The 19,753-nt window shown below is 59.7% G+C and carries 18 protein-coding genes; 10 read left to right on the top strand and 8 right to left on the bottom strand.

Translation table 11 applies throughout. The features are described from left to right. The first annotated feature begins 154 nt into the window (after window positions 1-154). From H8S56_RS23030 to H8S56_RS23040, 3 genes are all read left to right on the top strand, one after another. Window positions 155-868, top strand: a complete 714-nt coding sequence (locus tag H8S56_RS23030; protein WP_187519882.1) for a cupin domain-containing protein — start codon at window positions 155-157, stop codon at window positions 866-868. Between the two features lie 370 nt (window positions 869-1,238). Beyond that, a complete protein-coding gene (locus H8S56_RS23035) occupies window positions 1,239-1,688 on the top strand; it encodes a hypothetical protein (protein WP_024687261.1) in 450 nt (149 codons plus the stop codon). Between the two features lie 129 nt (window positions 1,689-1,817). Beyond that, window positions 1,818-2,510, top strand: a complete 693-nt coding sequence (locus H8S56_RS23040) for a hypothetical protein (protein ID WP_032610573.1) — start codon at window positions 1,818-1,820, stop codon at window positions 2,508-2,510. Here H8S56_RS23040 and H8S56_RS23045 read toward each other — a convergent pair. From H8S56_RS23045 to H8S56_RS23060, 4 genes are all read right to left on the bottom strand, one after another. Beyond that, complete coding sequence (locus tag H8S56_RS23045; RefSeq protein ID WP_187519883.1) at window positions 2,486-2,659, bottom strand: hypothetical protein; 174 nt, start codon at window positions 2,657-2,659, stop codon at window positions 2,486-2,488. The genes H8S56_RS23040 and H8S56_RS23045 overlap by 25 nt on opposite strands. A 41-nt stretch (window positions 2,660-2,700) precedes the next feature. Beyond that, the gene (locus H8S56_RS23050; RefSeq protein ID WP_187519884.1) at window positions 2,701-4,242 is read right to left on the bottom strand and encodes a phosphoenolpyruvate carboxykinase; all 1,542 of its coding nucleotides are present in this window, start codon (window positions 4,240-4,242) and stop codon (window positions 2,701-2,703) included. 179 nt (window positions 4,243-4,421) lie between these two features. Beyond that, window positions 4,422-5,324 carry an Hsp33 family molecular chaperone HslO gene (gene hslO, locus H8S56_RS23055; RefSeq protein ID WP_187519885.1) on the bottom strand — a complete coding sequence of 301 codons (903 nt, stop codon included), beginning with the start codon at window positions 5,322-5,324 and terminating at the stop codon, window positions 4,422-4,424. A 177-nt stretch (window positions 5,325-5,501) separates the two neighbouring features. Continuing rightward, window positions 5,502-5,909, bottom strand: a complete 408-nt coding sequence (locus H8S56_RS23060; protein WP_024687264.1) for an RNA-binding S4 domain-containing protein — start codon at window positions 5,907-5,909, stop codon at window positions 5,502-5,504. A gap of 178 nt (window positions 5,910-6,087) precedes the next feature. On the opposite strand from H8S56_RS23060, the gene rimA reads away from it, so the two are divergent. Genes rimA through rimK form a run of 3 tightly spaced genes read left to right on the top strand, consistent with a single transcriptional unit; the run spans window position 6,088 to window position 8,265 of the window. Further along, the gene (gene rimA / locus H8S56_RS23065) at window positions 6,088-6,870 is read left to right on the top strand and encodes a S6 modification regulatory phosphodiesterase RimA (RefSeq protein ID WP_024687265.1); all 783 of its coding nucleotides are present in this window, start codon (window positions 6,088-6,090) and stop codon (window positions 6,868-6,870) included. A 16-nt stretch (window positions 6,871-6,886) separates the two neighbouring features. Next, window positions 6,887-7,363: a retropepsin-like aspartic endopeptidase RimB gene (rimB, locus tag H8S56_RS23070; RefSeq protein WP_024687266.1), complete on the top strand. Its 477-nt coding sequence runs from the start codon at window positions 6,887-6,889 to the stop codon at window positions 7,361-7,363. Beyond that, window positions 7,360-8,265: a 30S ribosomal protein S6--L-glutamate ligase gene (rimK, locus tag H8S56_RS23075; protein ID WP_003318100.1), complete on the top strand. Its 906-nt coding sequence runs from the start codon at window positions 7,360-7,362 to the stop codon at window positions 8,263-8,265. Before rimB ends, rimK begins: the two co-directional genes overlap by 4 nt. Window positions 8,266-8,366: 101 nt before the next feature. Here the strand turns inward: rimK and H8S56_RS23080 are convergent, their stop codons facing one another. Both H8S56_RS23080 and ompR read right to left on the bottom strand, forming a co-directional pair. Next, complete coding sequence (locus tag H8S56_RS23080; protein ID WP_024687267.1) at window positions 8,367-9,677, bottom strand: ATP-binding protein; 1,311 nt, start codon at window positions 9,675-9,677, stop codon at window positions 8,367-8,369. Window positions 9,678-9,840: 163 nt separating this feature from the next. Further along, window positions 9,841-10,581 carry an osmolarity response regulator transcription factor OmpR gene (ompR, locus tag H8S56_RS23085; protein WP_004880573.1) on the bottom strand — a complete coding sequence of 247 codons (741 nt, stop codon included), beginning with the start codon at window positions 10,579-10,581 and terminating at the stop codon, window positions 9,841-9,843. Window positions 10,582-10,881: 300 nt separating this feature from the next. On the opposite strand from ompR, the gene H8S56_RS23090 reads away from it, so the two are divergent. The 3 genes from H8S56_RS23090 (at window position 10,882) to gshA (ending at window position 15,421) form a co-directional block, all read left to right on the top strand. After that, entirely contained in the window at window positions 10,882-13,203 is a 2,322-nt protein-coding gene (locus tag H8S56_RS23090; RefSeq protein ID WP_024695183.1) for a Tex family protein, read from the top strand. Beyond that, on the top strand, window positions 13,203-13,586 hold the full coding sequence (locus tag H8S56_RS23095) for a PaaI family thioesterase (RefSeq protein WP_187519886.1): 384 nt from the start codon (window positions 13,203-13,205) through the stop codon (window positions 13,584-13,586). Before H8S56_RS23090 ends, H8S56_RS23095 begins: the two co-directional genes overlap by 1 nt. A 245-nt stretch (window positions 13,587-13,831) precedes the next feature. Continuing rightward, window positions 13,832-15,421, top strand: coding sequence for a glutamate--cysteine ligase (gshA, locus tag H8S56_RS23100; protein WP_024687270.1), 1,590 nt, complete (start codon window positions 13,832-13,834; stop codon window positions 15,419-15,421). A gap of 127 nt (window positions 15,422-15,548) precedes the next feature. Here the strand turns inward: gshA and argA are convergent, their stop codons facing one another. Continuing rightward, a complete protein-coding gene (gene argA / locus H8S56_RS23105) occupies window positions 15,549-16,847 on the bottom strand; it encodes an amino-acid N-acetyltransferase (RefSeq protein ID WP_024687271.1) in 1,299 nt (432 codons plus the stop codon). A gap of 121 nt (window positions 16,848-16,968) precedes the next feature. Further along, window positions 16,969-18,117, bottom strand: coding sequence for an acetylornithine deacetylase (argE, locus tag H8S56_RS23110; protein ID WP_024687272.1), 1,149 nt, complete (start codon window positions 18,115-18,117; stop codon window positions 16,969-16,971). Between the two features lie 162 nt (window positions 18,118-18,279). On the opposite strand from argE, the gene H8S56_RS23115 reads away from it, so the two are divergent. After that, window positions 18,280-19,647: a CYTH domain-containing protein gene (locus tag H8S56_RS23115; RefSeq protein WP_024687273.1), complete on the top strand. Its 1,368-nt coding sequence runs from the start codon at window positions 18,280-18,282 to the stop codon at window positions 19,645-19,647. The last annotated feature ends 106 nt before the right edge of the window (window positions 19,648-19,753 follow it).

Consider the following 19,753-nt stretch of genomic DNA (forward strand, 5'->3'; position numbering starts at 1 on the left):
GCGACGCCGCACAGCAAATACCGGACTGTGGGAGGCGGCTTGCCGGCGATGAAACGATGACGCGATGTTCCTGCAGTACCGCGTCGACCTCATCGCGGGCAAGCCCCCTCCCACATCTGTGAACAGTCCACACACCATTCTCGAGACCAGAACCATGCCCCAACCTAACGTTCTCCTGCTGGCCCGCGCCGATCACAGCCCTGTCGATACCGAATTTACAACCGGCCCGCTCGACGCCGCCGACCCATTAGCCGAAGGTCGCCGCACGGCCTTCATCGATGAGGCAGGCATCGCCGCCGGTGTCGTTCACTCTGGCGGCTCGTTGTCGGTCGACGCTTACCCCTACACCGAAATGCTGGTCGTGCACCGTGGTGCGGTCACGCTGAGTTCCGGCAGCGACAGCGTCACGATCAGCATCGGCGAAAGCGCAGTGATCGGTCGTGGTACTCAGGTACGTATCGAAGCGCAACCGGACAGCCTCTGGGCGTTCTGCGCCGCCACACAGGCCACCGGACCGGACAAGCCCGGCATCACGCACCTGGATCGCCTCGCGATGCTCACACCGTCCTCGCCGCCAGACCCGGCCATCATGATCAGTGCGCTGCCGCAGTGCCGCAGCAATAACATTTTTGAGGACACCGCCAGCACCCTGCGCATCGGCGTCTGGGATTCAACACCCTACGAGCGCATCTCGCGTCCGCACAGAATCCACGAACTGATGAACCTCATCGAAGGCAGCGTGACGCTGGGCATCGAAGGTGGTGAAGCCGTCGTCGTCAAACCCGGCGACACCGTGTTCGTTGCCCAGAACGCGCCCTGCAAATGGACCAGCACAGGGTATGTGCGCAAGTTCTATGCGGTGACCTGAGAAATGAGCCGCGCCCTGTCATGCGCAAGGGCGCGGCTATAACGTTTAAGCGTGCACTAACATCGACCTGCACAAGGTTCGCCAGCGCAGTTAATAGCCACTAAGTGTGCTGCACAAGAACAATTATGTAACTCCGTTGTTTATTTTAGATATCCCTCACCACCTGTTGATTTCCCTGTCAGGAACTGCTTAAAAATCAAGACAGCGGACAACAGTGACGTTATACCTCGCCTGAAAATTCTCGACGCTCACTCTCTGTTGTTAAACCGGACTATTCCATTCGGCCTCAGGAAACTGCTGCCGCCGATCGTCTACTGCCGAATAAATTACAAATAACATGAAGTTAATCGTTTAACTTAAGGACATCACCATGAATACCCACTGCATCGCACTGAGCTTTCTTGCCCTGGCCACTCTGGGTGCAACCGTTACAGCACAGGCAGGGCCGCCTGTTACAGTGACGTTTAAGAATTTGGGGACGGAGCAGGCCGAGTACACTGTTGTGACTCGCAATGAAAGCTCTACGCAGATGAATGCAAAAAGCCCTGTCAGGTCTGTGGTCAGACCTGGCGAATCCGACGCCTACACCGTGCAGAGCACCTTATCGCCAGACGCAAGCTATGCGAGCGTCAGATACGTGATGGGCTCCAAGTCCTGTGTATTTTCTACCACGTTCATGAAGCTTCCCGGAGCTGGAGGCGTCAAGACACCCAAGTGGAACAGAACGGCAACGCCTGGCGGCGGCGCAGTTTGCACAGCCACGTCACGTGCAACCAACCTTTCCACCTATGCATGGGCGGCAGAGTTTACGATGAAGTAATCCCTGTACAAGCGCGTCGAATCTCGACGCGCTTGACTCTTTCGAACGCTAAAGCTCGCTCCAGACCAGTCGATACAGATACGGTATACAACGCCACGGAATGGCTGCCTACGCGAGGACGCGTACATCATGAATATCCCGCATCTCTTACCAGTAACTATTCAAACTACCCCGTCAGCGGCTCCTGCCAACAACGCATCGACCCTCAGTAAGCCCTTATTGACACCGACGAGTCCGGAAAGTGTTTCCTTCTCGGCACTGGCCAGACAACTGAATGAAAGCGCAATGCGTGCTCAATCCCGTGATGCAAGTCTGAGCTCCAAAGAGTTGGGCGCTTTGGGAAAAAATATTATCGACAAAATCGCAGGATCCACTTATTACGCCAATCGGGACCAGCACGATGCCGAAGTACCTGATACGGATGACCCTGTACTTCTCGAAAGGGCACGGCAGGCAACCCTGTTCGAGCGCGGATCAGGAAGAAATCCGTTTGCAGGACTGCCTCAGGATCAACTGAGGTTGATCATGTACGACGAGAGCGGCAGCTTCACCATCAATGAGAGAAGCGCCGCGTTCGATGAAGAATATGCGCAGGATCAGGCCTGGAAACGCGCCATCAACCAACGCTACGTCGACGAATACAACGAAACCGGCAAAAGCACCCAGACCCTGTTCATGATCATCGCCCACTACAACGACCTGCCCCCCATAGAACAGGCGCAATACCCGGCCGACTACGTGGCCAACCTGACCTCGGGCGACAGTTCGGTCATGGATATGCTCAATGGCCAGAAGGGTCAGTCGCTCAGCGCCAACACGTAAAACGTGCTGTCCACCGCCATCAGCGGAAAGCGTTCAGGCAGGTTGTCCTTTGCCACCTCGCTGAACAGCTCCTTGTCATCATTTGCAGCAAGAAAGCAGTATCCCGGACAAGCAAACGCCCCGACAAGTCGAGGCGTTTGCTTGAACATTTCCGAGCACCGCGCTCATGCGCGGCATCAGGAATGTTTAATTACAACTTCGGACCGGCAGCCTTGATGGCGTCGCTCACGTCGAACTTCTTGAAGTTCTCCACGAACAGGCCAGCCAGCGCCTTGGCGGCTTCGTCGTAGGCAGCCTTGTCAGCCCAGGTGTTGCGCGGGTTGAGCAGGTTGGTGTCTACGCCCGGTACCGACTTCGGCACGTCCAGGTTGATGGTGTCCAGGTGCTCGGTCTCGGCACCGATCAGCGCGCCGCTCTGGATCGCTGCAATCACGCCACGGGTGGTCGGGATGTTGAAGCGCTTGCCAACGCCATAACCGCCGCCGGTCCAGCCGGTGTTGACCAGGTAAACCTTGGAGCCGAAACCGCGGATGCGCTTGATCAGCAGCTCTGCGTATTCGCCAGCCGGACGCGGGAAGAACGGTGCACCGAAGCAGGTGGAGAAGGTCGACTTGATGCCCGAGCCCGAACCCATTTCAGTCGAACCGACCAGCGCGGTGTAACCCGACAGGAAGTGGTAGGCAGCCTGTTCTTCGCTCAGGATCGAGACAGGCGGCAGTACGCCGGTCAGGTCGCAGGTCAGGAAGATCACGGCGTTCGGCTCGCCACCGAGGTTTTTCGGTGCGCGTTTTTCGATCAGCTCGCGCGGGTAGGCCGCACGGCTGTTCTGGGTCAGGGTGCTGTCGGCGTAGTCGGCTTTCTTGTTGGCGTCGAGGATGACGTTTTCCAGAACCGCGCCGTGCTGAATGGCTTTCCAGATAACAGGCTCGTTCTTCTCGGACAGGTCGATGCACTTGGCATAGCAACCGCCTTCGATGTTGAACACCACGCCTTCGCCCCAGCCGTGCTCGTCGTCACCGATCAGGTAACGGCTTTCGTCAGCCGACAGGGTGGTCTTGCCGGTGCCCGACAGACCGAAGAACAGGGTCACGTCGCCGTCTTCGCCCATGTTCGCCGCGCAGTGCATCGGCAGAACGTCGGAAGCCGGCAGCAGGAAGTTCTGCACCGAGAACATGGCTTTCTTCATTTCGCCGGCATAACGCATGCCTGCAATCAACACCTTGCGGGCGGCGAAGTTGATGATGACAGTACCGTCAGAGTTGGTGCCGTCACGCTCAGGTTCGCAGACGAACCATGGCGCGTTCTGGATTTCCCACTCGTCTTTGCCAGCCGGGTTGTACTGTTCAGGGTTGATGAACAGGCAGCGGCCGAACAGGTTGTGCCACGCGGTCTCGGTGGTCATCTTGACAGGCAGGTAGTGGGCTGGATCGGAGCCTACATGAACGTGGGAAACGAAGCGCTCGCGTTCGGCCAGGTAAGCACCCACACGGTTCCACAAGGCGTCGAATTTTTCGGCCGGGAACTTGCGGTTGATCGGGCCCCAGGCGATGGCGTCCTGAGTGCTCGGCTCTTCAACGATGAAACGATCGACCGGCGAACGGCCAGTACGATGGCCTGTCTGCACAACCAGTGCGCCAGTGTCGGAAAGTTCGCCTTCGGCGCGGGCAAGGGCTTCCTTGACCAGTTCGTCGGTGCTCAGATCGGTGTACACAGCGTTGTTGGTTTGCGTCATGAGATTCCCCGTCGGCCAGTGGCCGAGTGCTCCAAACGGTTTTGTAGTAAAAAAACAACCACTACTACAGCGTAAAAGTGGGCCGGATTATGCCAGAAAAGCCCAAGAATGGTAGAACCCTCCTGTCAGAACAGGATTACAGGGGCCCACGTCGTATTCTGGGGCTGTTCGTGTACGGGTTAATGGCGCGTGTCGGATGGCGAATCGACACCGCCGCCAGCAAACAGCTGGGCGACGTCAGTGGCATCGAACAGATAGCGCTCGTTGCAGAACTGGCAGTCGATCTCGATGGTGCCGTTGTGCTCCTGAACCAACTGCTGCGCATCCTCCAGGCCCAGGCTCACCAGTGCATTGGCAGATCGCTCGCGTGAGCAACTGCAGCGGAAGCAGATTGGCTGGATATCGAACAGACGCAGCGGGTCTTCGTGGTACAGGCGATGCAGGATGGTCTCGTTATCCAGGCTCAGCATCTCTTCGGCCGTCAGCGTATTGGCCAGGGTCAGCACGTGCTCCCAGCTGGCATCACGCTCTTCGGGGTCGGGTATCTGTGCCACAGGCAGCTGTTGCAGCAGCAGGCCGCGAGCGCGATGACCGTCAGCCTTGAGCCAGAAACGTGTACCCAACTGCTCGGACATCACGAAGTAGCTGGAGAGACTTTCGGAAAGGTCCACGCCGTCCAGCGCGACAATGCCCTGATAGCGCTTGCCCCTGCGCGGATCGATGGTCAGGGCCAGCGAGCCGTCCGGCATCAGATCCTGCAGGCTTGCGCCCGGGGTGATCAGTGCTTCGTCGTAGCGGGCAATGCCGCGCAGCTCGCGCTCGCTGGAGCACTCGACCATCAGCAAAGGCACAGCGCCGCTGGAGCGTGCCTGAAGGATAAGCAGACCGTCGAACTTGAGCGTGCCGACCAGCAAGGCAGCAGCGGCCATCAGCTCACCGAGCAATTGCGCGACAGGCTCGGGGTACGGGTGCTTGGCGAGCACTTCGGCGTAACTGCGCTCCAGGGCGACCAGCTCCCCGCGAACGTCGCTTTCGTCAAAAATGAAGCGCTGGGTGAAATCGATGTCCGGGGTATCGTTCATAAAAGAAGGTATCTGAAGTGAGGATCTGTAAGGGCAGTCGACGAAAAAATGCGCCGGGCAGCGTTATTCAACACACGCTGCTTCATGCCGTTTGGCTGGCATTTTAGGAGCTATCCTGCGCTGTTCCAAGCCAGATGCAGTTTTGGGCCGGATGCCGAGCGCTTTCGAGGGCCAGGATCAGTCGCCCTGCTGGCTGCCACGGAAATCAAAAAGCTGCCTCCGCTGCTTCTTGGTCGGTCGTCCGTCGGTGGTCATGCCCAGGTTGCCAGCCTTGCGTTGCTCGGCTGCGTGTTCGCGACGGGTGATGCTTTCCGGCGTTTCACGGTAAAGTGTCTGCGCTTCTGGAGCGCCACGACGCACTATGGACAGCGCCTCGACCACGACCGTACGCTCATCGAACCCCATGCGAATCTGAAACTCGTCGCCCACGCGGGGCTCCTTGCCAGGTTTGCAGCGCTCGCCACGGCAGTGCACCTTGCCGCTTTCGATAGCCGCCTTGGCCAGGGCTCGGGTCTTGAAGAAACGCGCAGCCCAAAGCCATTTGTCCAAACGAATTTTGTCGTCTTCCTCTGGCTTTTGTGCCATATGAATTCCTCATCTTTATAACAGTCAGAACGTTTACCAGGCACGTTGAAACAGTGGCGATCCTTGATCACTCATTTCTGCAGGCCCTCATCACGCCACGAACATGAAGTAACCGATCCTTGCTTGTCAAAAACAGTCTGCTTCAATCTCATAGCCTTTATCCCGTAGGGAGTGCGACGTGACCGACTTTCCAGCTTCATTGACTGCTCCCAAGAAGGGATGTGAAGGCTGTACCAACAGTCCAGAACTGAATTTTTCGTTCGACTACGCCTATCAGCCCATAGTAGACCTGAGCGACAACTCCATTTTCGCCCACGAAGCACTGGTACGTGGCCCCAATGGCGAAGGCGCACACACCGTGCTCAGTCAGGTCACAGACCAGAATCGCTACCGCTTCGACCAGAGCTGCCGGACCACCGCCATCGCCGGTGCCGCGCGGCTGGGCATGAACGAACGTTTATCGATCAACTTTTTGCCCAATGCCGTGTATCGTCCAGAACTGTGCATTCGCAGCACACTGGAAGCCGCCAAGACACACAACTTCCCCATCGACCGCCTGATTTTCGAAACGATCGAAAGCGAGCACATGGGCGATCACAGTCACTTGAGCAATATTCTTCGTGAATACCGCGAATTCGGCTTCATGACCGCCATCGACGACTTTGGCGCGGGCCATTCCGGCCTGACCCTGCTGGCTGATTTTCAACCCGACCTGATAAAACTCGACATGAATCTGATCCGCGATATTCACCGCAGTCGCGCGCGTCAGGCTATCGTTCGTGGGGTTGTCACAATGTGTTCGGAGTTGGGGATTAAAGTCATCGCAGAGGGCATAGAAAGCGCGGATGAACGTGATTTCCTCGCTGATTGTGGCATTTTCCTGATGCAGGGCTACTGGTTCGCCAGGCCGGCATTCAAAGCGCTGGCGCGGATCAGTCCCGACGCCTGGCAGAAGTCTTGAGAAATACGGAATCGCATTGAAAACATTCGATCATCTGACAGTCATCGGCCTGCGCGAGTGGGTGGCGCTTCCCGACTTGGGGGTGGCGGGCCTTCGGGCAAAAATCGATACCGGTGCAAGCACGTCGAGTCTGCACGCGACTGAAATCGAGCCGTTCGAACGGGACGGCCAGAAATGGGTTCGTTTCAACGCTCACCTGGGCACAGTGGTTCAATTGCGGCATCGTCGATGCGAGGCACAACTGGTCGCCATGAAGACTATCAAAAGCTCCAACGGTCAGGCGCAGGTGCGTTATGTGATTCGCACGACGCTGGCCCTGGGTGATCGCATCTGGCCGGTGGAATTTACCCTGGCCTGCCGCAAGTCGATGCGTTATCGGCTGCTGTTGGGTTCAAACGCCTTGATCGACGGTCAACTGGTCGTCAATCCGGGCATCACTTATGTACAAGACAAGCCGGTGTTCCCGGCCTCTACTTCCTCAGGTGCTGCATGAAGATCGCTGTGCTTTCGCGTAACCCGCGTCTGTATTCCACACGTCGTCTGGTCGAAGCTGGTATTGAGCGTGGCCACGAGATGGTGGTGATCGATACCCTGCGCGCCTATATGAACATCGCCAGTCATAAGCCGCAGATCCACTACCGCGGCAAGCCGCTCGAAGGCTTCGATGCCGTCATCCCGCGTATCGGTGCTTCAGTGACGTTCTATGGCTGCGCAGTGTTGCGCCAGTTCGAAATGATGGGGGTTTTTCCACTTAACGAATCCGTGGCCATTGCCCGCTCACGGGACAAGCTGCGTTCCCTGCAATTGCTCTCACGACGCGGAATCGGTCTGCCGGTGACGGGCTTCGCGCATTCCCCAGACGACATCCCCGACCTGATCCAGATGGTCAACGGTGCGCCGCTGGTGATCAAGGTGCTGGAAGGCACGCAAGGAATCGGCGTGGTGCTGTGCGAAACGGCGACAGCAGCAGAATCGGTGATCGAGGCGTTCATGGGCCTCAAGCAGGACATCATGGTTCAGGAGTACATCAAGGAAGCCGGTGGCGCGGATATTCGCTGTTTCGTGGTCGGTGACAAGGTCATTGCCTCGATGAAGCGTCAGGCCAAGCCTGGGGAGTTCCGCTCCAACCTGCACCGTGGCGGCAGCGCCAGCCTGATCAAGATCACCCCGGAAGAACGCATGACAGCCCTGCGTGCGGCCAAGGTGATGGGTTTGAGCGTCGCAGGCGTGGATATTCTGCGGTCCAATCACGGTCCGCTGGTGATGGAAGTCAATTCCTCGCCGGGGCTTGAGGGTATCGAAGTGACCACCAGCAAAGACGTTGCCGGGATGATCATCGAGTACCTGGAAAAGAACAGCGGCCCGCACATGACGCGCACCAAAGGGAAGGGATAACGCTTAAAGAAAAGGCGTGATCATGCAAATGCTCCGCGTTGGAATGCGGAGCATCCTGAGAGGTGTTTCCACGCGGCGCGCGGAACGATCAAGCGGCCGCTCTAAACCGCATCCCTGGGCAACATCAGCCCCAGCGGCAGGCGCACTCGCGCTTCCAGGCCGCCTCCTGAACGGTTCCTCAGCTCTACATTGCCGCCATGCATGGCGGCGATGCGCTTGACGATGGCCAGCCCAAGCCCCGTGCCTTTACCGCTGCGCGCGCGGTCGCCACGGATGAAGGGGTTGAAGATGGTGTCCAGTTCCGATGGATCGATACCTGCACCACGGTCCAGCACGCTCAGCACCACGTACGGCGCATTGCGATCGCCTGACACATAAGCCGCCACTTCAATGCCATTGCCCGCATGGTGCTTGGCATTGCCGATCAGGTTGGTGAGCAGACGCTTCATAGAGACACGGCGCAGCGGGAAAGGCGGAATCGGCTCCAGACACAGACGGATACTCTCCTCGGCACCGTTGAACGGCTCGACCACGTCGCGCACCAGATCGCCCAGATCGACTTCCTCGATTTCCTCGTCACGGCCATCACGAATGAAGGCCAGGAACTGGTCGAGAATCGCATCCATGTCCTCGATGTCACGCACCATGCCTTCGGTGAATTCGTTGTCGCTCATCAATTCAAGTGACAGCCGCAGCCGGGTCAGCGGTGTACGCAAGTCATGGGACACACCCGCCAGCATCAACTCGCGCTCCTGCCCCGCCTGCTCGACATCCTCGGCCATCTGGTTGAAAGCTCGATACACCTCGGCCATCTCGCTCGGTGTATCGCTGATCGGCAGGCGCACGCTGCGGCCCTGCCCCAGTTGGCGAGCCGCGAAGACCAAGCGCTTCAGCGGCTGATTGAGCTGCCGCACGAATATCCAGGCAGACGCCGTGGACAAAAGACCGATAGCGAGGAACCAACCCAGAACGCTCCAGATTTTCTGACCGCGCAGCGGATGCGGGTACAGCGGCACCTTCAGCCAGCCATCGCCCAGGCTCGGTGCGCGCACCCAGAGCGCAGGCGGTGCATGAACACGTAATCGCACTTCGGTGTCCTCACCCAGCTCGGCCTGCATCTGCCGCTGATAGATCTCGCTGTACGGCCAGTGCTGCTCGCCTTCCGGCACACCGCCGCCCACCACACGAATCAGACCCGCCGCCTCGGCAATCGCTTCCCGGTCGTTTTCATCCGCCGCCCAGTAAGCACGCAGCGTCAAAGCCACGCCGTGGCTGTATTGCCTGTCGACCAGCACGTCCTCGTTCATCAGCAGGTAGACCAGCGTCAGCGCCTTGGAAAACAGCACGACGATGAGCACCAGCCACAGGGTGCGGGAGAAAAAACTTTGCGGGAACCAGAGCGGAGTCTTCATAACTGCAGCTACACACTTTGCAGGGCGAGCCTGGGCTCGCAAGTTTGCCGGACGCGGGCCAGACCCGAGGTACGAACGCAAAAAACCAGCCCGTCGATAACCGGTAAACGGTTATCGACGTGGCTGGCAGGAACTTCGGTGTTCTGTACTGACAAAGGGTCTGTCAGCGATTTCCGGCACCATCGGGAACGAATACATAACCTACGCCCCAGACTGTCTGGATATAACGGGGTTTGGAAGGATCTGGCTCGATCAGACGACGCAGACGGGAAATCTGTACGTCGATGGAGCGTTCCAGCGCATCCCATTCCCGGCCACGTGCCAGGTTCATCAGTTTGTCACGGGTCAGCGGCTCACGGGCGTGCATGACCAGCGCCTTGAGGACCGCGAATTCGCCGGTCGTCAGCATGTGTACTTCGTCGCCACGCTTGAGTTCGCGGGTGGCGAGCGACAGTACGTAGTCGCCGAAACTGACCGATTCGTCTTCGCTGCCGGGCGCACCGGGTACCGGCGCAGCCTGACGACGCAGGACCGCCTTGACGCGAGCCATCAGCTCGTCCGGGTTGAAAGGCTTGGCCAGGTAATCGTCAGCCCCCAGTTCGAGCCCCTTGATGCGGCTCAACTCATCGCCCTTGGCGGTGAGCATGATGATCGGCACCTGATTGTTCGCGGCGCGCAGACGACGGCAGGCCGACAGGCCATCTTCCCCAGGCAGCATCAAATCCAGAACCACGAGGTTGAAGACCTCACGGGACAACAGTCGGTCCATTTGCTCCACGTTCGCCACCGCCCGGGCACGATAGCCCTTGCTGGTGAAGAAACGTTCCAGAAGACTGCTCAACCCCGGATCGTCATCAACGATCAGGATTTTTTCGCCTTCAGCATTTTGTGCGGTGCTGCTCATCGGATGCTCCTTTGATCTCGGGGCGCATTATGGCGTAGCTGCGGTGATGCGCACCGTGTGCATTGTTAGCAGATTTTACTGGGGGCCACACTGATGAGTGTTTTGAGGGCGCAAAAACAGCTCGCTCGTCGGCCAATCCCCTAATCCGGCGTCGCTGGGTATAATGCGCCGCCCTCAAAGTCAGGCAACACCAGACTTATGGCAGTTCGCCAGTCAGGAAAATAAACCGTCCGCGACGCGGAATCTGACACGCCGGACCGTACACAGCCCAGTTTTTTGCTCACAACTCCAGGTGGTCTTATGGACAGCATCAACAGCCGCATCGCCGAAGAACTCGGCGTACGCCCACAACAGGTCGCAGCGGCCGTAGCACTACTGGATGAAGGCTCGACAGTGCCCTTCATTTCCCGCTACCGCAAGGAAGTGACCGGCAGCCTCGATGACACGCAACTGCGTCATCTGGAAGAGCGCCTGCGCTACCTGCGCGAGCTGGACGACCGGCGTGTCAGCATCCTTGCCAGCATCGAAGAGCAAGGCAAGCTGACCCCGGAACTGGCCCGCGACATTAAACTGGCCGACACCAAGACCCGGCTTGAAGACTTGTACCTGCCGTACAAGCAGAAACGCCGCACCAAGGGCCAGATTGCCCTTGAAGCCGGTCTGGGCGAGCTGGCCGATGGCCTGTTCAACGACCCGGGCCTGGCCCCGGAAACCGAAGCCGCCCGCTTCGTCGACGCCGAAAAAGGCGTGGCTGATGTTAAAGCCGCGCTGGAAGGCGCCAAGTACATTCTGATGGAGCGCTTCGCCGAAGACGCGTCCCTGCTCGACAAACTGCGCAGCTTCCTCAAGCAGGAAGCCGTCATCAGTGCGCGTGTCGTACCGGGCAAAGAAGAAGAAGGCGCCAAGTTCCGTGACTACTTCGAACACGACGAGCCGCTCAAGAGCATGCCATCGCACCGCGCCCTGGCGATTTTCCGTGGCCGCAACGAAGGTTTCCTCAGCTCCGCGCTGAAAGTCGGCGAAGAATTGCCGGGCACCATGCACCCGTGCGAGCTGATGATCGGCGAGCGTTTCGGCATTCAGAATCAGAGCCGTCCGGCTGACAAATGGCTGGCCGAAGTCGTGCGCTGGACCTGGAAGGTCAAGCTCTATAGCCATCTGGAAACCGACCTGCTGGGCGAACTGCGTGACGCCGCCGAGACCGAAGCGATCAACGTATTCGCCCACAACCTGCACGACCTGCTGCTGGCCGCGCCTGCCGGTCAACGCGCCACGCTGGGCCTGGACCCTGGCCTGCGCACCGGCTGCAAGGTGGCCGTGGTGGACGCCACCGGCAAGCTGCTCGACTACGCGACCGTGTACCCGCATGTTCCCAAGAATCAGTGGGACCAGACCATCGCGGTGCTGGCGGCGTTGTGCGCCAAGCACTCGGTGGATCTGATCGCCATCGGCAACGGCACTGCCAGCCGCGAAACCGACAAACTGGCGGCCGACCTGATCAAAAAATACCCAGGTCTGAAAATGACCAAGGTCATGGTCTCCGAAGCGGGCGCATCCGTTTACTCGGCGTCAGAACTGGCGGCCAAGGAATTCCCGGAGCTGGACGTGTCGATCCGTGGCGCGGTGTCCATCGCCCGTCGCCTGCAGGATCCGCTGGCAGAACTGGTGAAAATCGATCCGAAATCCATCGGTGTCGGCCAGTACCAGCATGACGTTTCACAACTGAAACTGGCGCGCGGGCTGGACGCTGTGGTGGAAGACTGTGTGAACGCCGTAGGTGTGGACGTGAACACCGCTTCCGTCGCGCTGCTGGCGCGTATCTCGGGGCTGAACACCACGCTGGCGCAGAACATCGTCGCTCACCGCGACGAAAACGGTGCCTTCAAGACCCGAGCTGCATTGAAGAAAGTCAGTCGTCTGGGCGAGAAAACCTTCGAGCAGGCCGCAGGCTTCCTGCGTGTCATGAGCGGCGACAACCCGCTGGACTCTTCGGCCGTCCACCCGGAAGCTTATCCACTGGTGCAGCGCATCGCGGCGGAAACCGACCGTGACATCCGCTCGCTGATCGGCGATGCCGGTTTCCTCAAGCGTCTGGACCCGAAGAAATTCACCGACGAAACCTTCGGCCTGCCTACCGTGACCGACATTTTGCAGGAGCTTGAGAAGCCAGGCCGCGACCCGCGTCCTGAGTTCAAGACCGCTGAATTCCAGGAGGGCGTCGAAGACCTCAAGGACCTGCAACTGGGCATGATCCTCGAAGGTGTGGTCACCAACGTCACCAACTTCGGGGCATTCGTCGACATTGGCGTACATCAGGACGGTCTGGTGCATATCTCTGCGCTGTCGGAGAAATTCATCAAAGACCCGCGTGAAGCAGTCAAGGCTGGCGACGTTGTGAAAGTGAAGGTCATGGAAGTCGACATCCCGCGCAAACGCGTCGGCCTGTCGATGCGCATGAGCGACACGCCGGGCGAAAAAATCGACGGTGCCCGTGGCGCACGTCCAGGCTCGTCGCCGCGTCAGCAAAACAGCGCGCCGCGCAAGGAAACCACCAGTGCTGCACCCGCCAATAACGCCATGGCTTCGCTGTTCGCCAACGCCAAGCAGCTGAAGAAACGCTGATGGATATTCCTGAAGACCTGACCCACAGTGCCTTTTTCAAGATGCTGGGCTGTGAGCTCCGGCGTCTGGACGAAGGCGTCGCCGAAGTTGCACTGCCGCTGGAGGCGCACTTGCGCAACCGCGGCAATGTAATGCACGGCGGGGCGATCTTCAGCCTGGTCGACATCAGCATGGGGCTGGCCTGTTCCAGCTCCCATGGCTTCGATCAGCGCAGCGTGACCATCGAGTGCAAGATCAACTACGTGCGGGGCGTGTCCGAAGGCGAGGTGGTATGCACCGCCACCGTGCTGCACGCGGGACGTCGCACGCTGGTTGTCGAGGCGCAAGTCGTTCAGGGCGATAAGCTTGTGGCCAAGGCCCAAGGCACGTTTGCGGTCATCTAGACTTCAAGATGTGTGAGATGAAAGCGATCACTGCGAACGGAACCTAGCTGTACGCGACCAATTTGGGTTAATTTCGGCACCATTAGCGTGGTGCCGAGTCCATTTGGTGGTACGACGAAGAGCCGTGATTGCGAACAGGCGTCAAAAGACCCCAACCAGGCGAAAACGCCAGTTCCTTTCTTCACCCTTGTAGACCGTCATGTCCACCCCCATATCGGGGCGACCGATGCGTGAAGGATTCCACCTTGAGCGAACTTTTAAACCGTCGTCTGGCGTTGCTTGGCGAGCGCAACAACCTCTCTCTGCTGGAGCAGTGCCTGCACGGTATCGAGCGCGAATGCCTGCGTGTGACCGAACAGGCGCACCTGGCGCAGACGCCTCATCCGGCCGCTCTGGGCGCGGCATTGACCAACAGCCTGATCACCACCGACTATTCGGAGTCGCTGCTGGAATTCATCACACCGGCGCTCAAAGACCCGGTGCAGACGCTTGACAGCCTCGACAAGATCCACCGCTTCGCCTACAGCAAGCTGGACCGCGAGCTCCTCTGGAGCCCGTCCATGCCCTGCCCGTTGCCCGACGAAGAACATATACCGATTGCCTATTACGGCACTTCGAACATCGGCAAGCTCAAGTATGTGTACCGCAAGGGTCTGGCGTTGCGTTATGGCAAGACCATGCAGTGCATTGCCGGTATTCATTACAATTTCTCGCTGCCCGAAGACGCCTGGGCGTTGCTCAAGCAGACCGAAGACTTTGCCGGTGACGCGCGCGATTATCAGTCGCACTCCTACATCGCGCTGATTCGTAACTTCCGTCGCTACAGCTGGCTGCTGATGTACCTGTTCGGTGCGTCGCCAGCACTGGATGCAGGCTTCCTGCGTGGCCAGCCGCACATGCTTGAGCAGTTCGACGGCGACACGCTGTACCTGCCTTATGCAACCAGCCTGCGCATGAGCGATCTGGGTTACCAGAGCAACGCCCAGGCTGACCTGACGCCGTGCTACAACGATCTGGTCAGCTACACCGACAGCCTGCGCAAGGCTGTTGCCACGCCGTATGCGCCTTACGTCGAAACCGGCACTCACGACGCGAACGGTGAATGGGTGCAGCTCAACACCAACGTGCTGCAGATCGAAAACGAGTACTACTCCAACATCCGCCCCAAGCGTGTGACCTACAGCGGCGAACGCCCGATCCAGGCGCTCGTTTCTCGCGGCGTGCAGTACGTCGAAGTCCGCTGCCTGGACATCAACCCGTTCCTGCCCACCGGCATCAGCCTGGAGCAGTCGCGCTTCATCGATGCCTTCGTGTTGTATTGCGCCCTCGAAGAGAGCCCGCAACTGGCTCATCACGAGTGCTCGAACGCAGGCTCCAACTTCCTGACGGTGGTCAAGGAAGGACGTCGCCCGGACCTGGAACTGCTGCGTAACAACGACCCGGTCAAACTCAAGGACTGGGCCAACGAGTTGCTGCAGAAAATCACGCCGATCGCCCAATTGCTCGACAAGGCCCAAGGCAGTGACGAGCACCTGAAATCGATGGCGGTGCAACATGCGAAGGTGGCCGATGCATCACTGACGCCTTCGGCGCAGGTGCTGGAAAGCATGCGGGCGCATAACGAAGGCTTTACCGGGTTCTCGTTGCGCCAGAGCCAGCTCCACGCCGAATACTTCCGCACTCACCCGCTGACGCCTGAAGAACAGGCGCACTTCGAAGAACTGGCAAAAACTTCGATTGCCGAACAGGCCGAACTGGAAGCGACCGAAGAAGTGGTGGATTTCGACACCTTCGTCGGGTCGTATCAGGCGAGTATTCTGTCGATCAGCAACTGAGGGCTGGAATACGAACCACCGTGGGAGCCGGCTTGCCGGCGATTCGGCTTCTCAGCCGCTACATCAGCGCCTGAACTGGCGCTATCGCCGGCAAGCCGCCTCCCACGGTTTTTACGTCAGACGTTGATCAAATCGCTTTCTCGAAAATCTTCGAATTGCGCTGGTAGTTATATAACGACGCACGGGCGCTGGGCAGGCGGTCGACGCTGCTCGGCTCGAAACCACGCTCGCGGAACCAGTGCGCGGTGCGGGTGGTAAGCACGAACAGGGTTGTGATCCCCAGCGCACGGGCGCGGTTTTCGATGCGCTCGAGCAACTCGTCGCCACGGCCACCATGACGGTACTCGGGGTTGACCGCCAGACACGCCAGCTCGCCCGCCTGCGAACCGGAAATCGGGTACAGCGCTGCACAGGCGATGATCAGGCCTTCACGTTCGACCACGCTGAACTGGGTGATCTCGCGTTCCAGCACTTCGCGTGAGCGCCGCACCAGAATGCCCTGCTCTTCCAGCGGCGTGATCAGGTCCATCAAGCCGCCCACGTCCTCAATCGCGGCCTCGCGAACCAGCTCGAATTGCTCCTGAGCGACCAGCGTGCCGCCACCGTCGCGGGTGAACAGTTCGGTCAGCAGCGCGCCATCCTCGGCATAGCTGACAATGTGGCTGCGGCCCACGCCGCCACGGCAGGCTTCGGCCGCCGCATCCAGCAGTTCCGCCTGATAGTTGCTGCCCAAACGCTGCAAGTGCGCGGGCACCTGCTGAGGGCGCAGCTCACGCACCAGGCGGCCCTGCTCGTCCAGCAAACCGGTTTCAGCCCCGAACAGCAGTAGCTTGTCAGCGGCCAGGTCGATGGCGGCGCGGGTCGCGACGTCTTCGCAGGCCAGGTTGAAGATCTCACCCGTCGGCGAATAGCCCAAAGGCGATAGCAGCACGATGTGGCGCTCGTCCAGCAGGCGGTTGATACCTTTGCGGTCGACCCGGCGCACTTCACCGGTGTGCTGGTAATCGACGCCTTCCAGCACGCCGATCGGACGCGCGGTGACGACGTTGCCGCTGGTGACGCGCAGACGCGAGCCCTGCATCGGCGAGGCGGCCATGTCCATCGACAGGCGCGCCTCGATGGCGATGCGCAACTGACCGACAGCGTCGATCACGCATTCCAGGGTTTCGGTATCGGTGATGCGCATGTCGCGATGAAAGCGCGGCGTGATGCCACGCTGTGCCAGCCGACTTTCGATCTGCGGACGCGAGCCGTGGACCAGCACCAGCCTTACCCCCAGGCTGTGCAGCAGCACCAGGTCGTGGACGATGTTGCCGAAGTTGGGATGTGCGACGCCGTCGCCGGGCAGCATGACCACGAAGGTGCAGTCACGATGGGCATTGATATAGGGGGACGCGTGGCGTAGCCAGTTAACGTATTCGGGCATGACAGCAAGAGCCTGTAGAAAAAATGGACGAAGGGCAGAAACACGCACAACGCTGGGCGGTTATCGTCGTAACAGGCTTGGCAACACGCGCACTCTCCTTTTCAAGGTTTTCTGACTCGCCTCACTGCGGGGTCAGACAATAATGTTCGATCAACTGGCGTAACAGATGCACTGTAGGCTGCAGGCGTGACATTTCGAGGTATTCCCCCGGCTGATGCGCACAGGCGATATCGCCCGGACCCAGCACCAGCGTTTCGCAGCCAAGGCGCTGAAGATAAGGCGCTTCGGTGCCAAATGCTACCGCTGCCGCCTTATGCCCGGTCAGTCGTTCAGCTACGCGTACCAGTTCAGCGTCAGCGGCTTGCTCGAACGGGGCACATTCCGGGAACAGTGGCGCGTAACCGATCTGCACCTGATGCATTTCCGCCAGCGGTTGCAGCTTCTGCCGAATGGCCGAGCGCAGTACGTCAGGGTCCATGCCCGGCAGCGGCCTCAGATCGAACTCCAGCGAGCACTGGCCGCAGATCCGGTTCGGGTTATCGCCGCCATGAATACAACCCAGGTTAAGCGTCGGTTGCGGCACCGTGAACTGAGGATTGTTGTATTCCAGTTGCCATTGCTTGCGCAGCCCCTTGAGTTCGCTGATTGCATCATGCATGGCCTCCAGCGCGCTGTGGCCAAGGCTTGGATCGGAGGAGTGACCACTTCGACCGAGAATCTCGATACGCTCCATCATCACGCCTTTGTGCATGCGGATCGGCTTGAGCCCGGTCGGCTCGCCAATCACTGCTGCGCGTCCCAAAGGGCGTCCTGCGTCGGCCAGCGCTCGTGCGCCGGCCATGGAGCTTTCCTCATCGCAGGTGGCGAGGATCAGCAGCGGTTGCTTGAAAGGCTGGTCCAGCAGGCCGCGCACCGCTTCGATCACCAGCGCGAAAAATCCTTTCATGTCGCAACTGCCCAGACCGACCCAGCGCCCATCCACTTCGGTGAGTTTCAAGGGATCGGTTTTCCAGAGGGCTTCGTCGAACGGCACGGTGTCGCTGTGTCCGGCCAGTACCAGGCCACCAGGGCCGGTGCCGAAGGTCGCCAGCAGGTTGAACTTGCCGGGCGACACTTGTTGAATGTCGCAGGCAAAACCCAGATCGCCGAGCCACCCGGCCAGCAGGTCGATGACCGGGCGATTGGACTGGTCCAGAGAAGGCTGGGTGCAACTCACCGAAGGCGCAGCGATCAGGGCTGCAAACTGGTCTTTCATGGACGGCAAGGGCATGGGCGCTTCCTGTAATCGGGTCGAAACACGCCCCATCATAGGGTCATAACGACCCAGGAATAAACCGTTACGGGCCATGTCCTGTACACTGCCGCCCTCAGCAGCCGTTCCGTCACAGGTTGCGCTCCCGATATCAGCATCAGCGTTTGGATTCCCCCGGCCATGCAAAAAGAAACAGAAATCAAACTCCGCGTCAGCCGCGAGACCCTCGCTGCACTGCGCGAACACCCGTTGCTCAAGAAGCGCAACAAAAGTGGCTGGGAGCGCCTTGAGCTGTCTAACCAGTATTTCGATACGCCCGAGCGCGAACTGGCCCACGCCAAGGTTGCCCTGCGCATCCGCCGTGACGGCGACCAGATCATCCAGACCATGAAAACCCGTGGTCAGAGCGTGGCCGGCCTGTCCGAGCGTAACGAGTACAACTGGGACCTGCCCAAGGCCAAGCTGGACCTCAAAAAGCTGGAAGGCGATTGCTGGCCCGAGCAACTGGCCGAGCTGGACAAGAAAACCATCAAGCCGTTATTCACCACCGATTTCGTGCGTGAAAAAGCTGAAATCGCCTGGGGCCGTGGCAAGGCCAAGGTCGTGATCGAGGCAGCACTGGACCTGGGTCAGGTGGTCGCGGGCAAGCAGAAAGAAGAAATCTGCGAGCTGGAGCTTGAGCTACGCGAAGGCGAGCCTGCTGCGCTTCTGGAACTGGCCGCCGAGCTGGCCGCCACGTTGCCATTGATGCCTTGCGACATCAGCAAGGCGGAGCGTGGTTATCGCTTGCTCGACGCGAGCAGCTACTCGCTGAGCCTGGCGGCACCTGAACTTACGGCTGAAACGCCGCTGGACGACGCTTACTCGGCGCTGGCCTGGCACCTGTTGGGCAGCAGCCAGCGTCTGGCCGAGCAATACCGTTTCAACGGCCACTGGCGTCTGCTGCAGGATTGGGTCGAATTGCTCGCCGAGCTGCGCGCATTGACCAGCAGTTTGGGTCAGGCCGCGCCCCGTGCGTCGACTGCGCAACTGCGCACCGCGCTGGACGCCTTGCTCGAAGACTGGCGTCCGCTGGTGCTGGCCGGTCAGGAAGACGGCGACGTACGCGCTGCCGCTCACGAGCAGTTCCTTGAAGAACTGCAAGACACCCGCTGGGGCGAGTTCTCGCTGAACACCTCGCGCTGGTTGCTGGAACGCAACTGGGCCGCCGAGCGCAACAACCGTGGCAATCGCCAGGGCGCAGCGCTGCTGGCCAGCTGGCTGCCGCGTCTGCTGGCCGATGAAGCCACTGCGCTGCAGCTGGGCCGTTATCAGCAACAGCCGGAAGACCTTGCCGAACAGTTGCCACGCATCGAGCGCATCCAGTCCTGGCTGCACTGGGCACGCGGCGCACTGGATTTGCCGGACCTGGACCGCCTGTACGGCGAGCTGAGAAAACTGGAAGAACTGGCTCATCAGGACATCAGCGATGAAGTGCTGGACGCCCGTGTGCACCAGGCACTGACCGTGTTCCAGGGTCGCGCGTGGAAAACGCTGTTGCGTTTGTAACAGCGCCTCCCCTACAGAATGTGACGCGAAGCGTCAGGGCTGCATGGGCAGGCGGAGCACTCATCGTTAGACACAAGTCTTGCTGCCACCAACGGACTGTGGGAGG

Origin of the sequence: Pseudomonas triticifolii (assembly GCF_014358015.1) — a bacterium.
Classification (GTDB): Bacteria; Pseudomonadota; Gammaproteobacteria; order Pseudomonadales; family Pseudomonadaceae; genus Aquipseudomonas; species Aquipseudomonas triticifolii.

Excerpts from the sequence above, each read along its gene's own strand:
- H8S56_RS23030 (WP_187519882.1), top strand. The coding sequence starts at position 155 with ATGCCCCAACCTAACGTTCTCCTGCTGGCCCGCGCCGATCACAGCCCT.
- H8S56_RS23035 (WP_024687261.1), top strand. The coding sequence starts at position 1,239 with ATGAATACCCACTGCATCGCACTGAGCTTTCTTGCCCTGGCCACTCTG.
- H8S56_RS23040 (WP_032610573.1), top strand. The coding sequence starts at position 1,818 with ATGAATATCCCGCATCTCTTACCAGTAACTATTCAAACTACCCCGTCA.
- H8S56_RS23045 (WP_187519883.1), bottom strand. The coding sequence starts at position 2,659 with ATGTTCAAGCAAACGCCTCGACTTGTCGGGGCGTTTGCTTGTCCGGGA.
- H8S56_RS23050 (WP_187519884.1), bottom strand. The coding sequence starts at position 4,242 with ATGACGCAAACCAACAACGCTGTGTACACCGATCTGAGCACCGACGAA.
- hslO (WP_187519885.1), bottom strand. The coding sequence starts at position 5,324 with ATGAACGATACCCCGGACATCGATTTCACCCAGCGCTTCATTTTTGAC.
- H8S56_RS23060 (WP_024687264.1), bottom strand. The coding sequence starts at position 5,909 with ATGGCACAAAAGCCAGAGGAAGACGACAAAATTCGTTTGGACAAATGG.
- rimK (WP_003318100.1), top strand. The coding sequence starts at position 7,360 with ATGAAGATCGCTGTGCTTTCGCGTAACCCGCGTCTGTATTCCACACGT.
- H8S56_RS23080 (WP_024687267.1), bottom strand. The coding sequence starts at position 9,677 with ATGAAGACTCCGCTCTGGTTCCCGCAAAGTTTTTTCTCCCGCACCCTG.
- ompR (WP_004880573.1), bottom strand. The coding sequence starts at position 10,581 with ATGAGCAGCACCGCACAAAATGCTGAAGGCGAAAAAATCCTGATCGTT.
- H8S56_RS23090 (WP_024695183.1), top strand. The coding sequence starts at position 10,882 with ATGGACAGCATCAACAGCCGCATCGCCGAAGAACTCGGCGTACGCCCA.
- H8S56_RS23095 (WP_187519886.1), top strand. The coding sequence starts at position 13,203 with ATGGATATTCCTGAAGACCTGACCCACAGTGCCTTTTTCAAGATGCTG.
- argA (WP_024687271.1), bottom strand. The coding sequence starts at position 16,847 with ATGCCCGAATACGTTAACTGGCTACGCCACGCGTCCCCCTATATCAAT.
- argE (WP_024687272.1), bottom strand. The coding sequence starts at position 18,117 with ATGCCCTTGCCGTCCATGAAAGACCAGTTTGCAGCCCTGATCGCTGCG.
- H8S56_RS23115 (WP_024687273.1), top strand. The coding sequence starts at position 18,280 with ATGCAAAAAGAAACAGAAATCAAACTCCGCGTCAGCCGCGAGACCCTC.